The sequence below is a fragment of the Lysobacter xanthus genome, from assembly GCF_047159895.1.
Genome location: NZ_BAAGAB020000175.1, coordinates 1 through 291 on the forward strand (window position 1 = coordinate 1; position 291 = coordinate 291).

Consider the following 291-nt stretch of genomic DNA (forward strand, 5'->3'; position numbering starts at 1 on the left):
ACACCAGGAACAGGCCAAGCGCCACATACGGACCGACAGGCGTACTGTGCCCGCAGGCGCCAGCAATGCATATGTTGGTAACGCCGACATAGAGCACAAGCGCAAAGCTCAGGAAGCCGAGCAGGCCGGAGATGAACGCGGTTCGCTGCAGCACATCCGCGGTGTGACGGCCGAGAACGATTGCGGCGAGGTGGAAAGCAGCGAAGAGAGCTGCGACAGCGAGCCAGACCATGACACCTCCATATGCGTCGCTTCGGCAGAGCGCGCCTAACACCTGAGTTAAGCCGCGCC

General features: G+C 61.9%; 1 protein-coding gene. It reads right to left on the reverse strand.

Annotated features, from left to right (window positions below):
- Positions 1–232 (reverse strand): hypothetical protein (locus tag ACY35P_RS15705; RefSeq protein WP_462116768.1); only part of this gene is annotated, 232 nt, incomplete at its 3' end.
- Between the last annotated feature and the right edge of the window lie 59 nt (positions 233–291).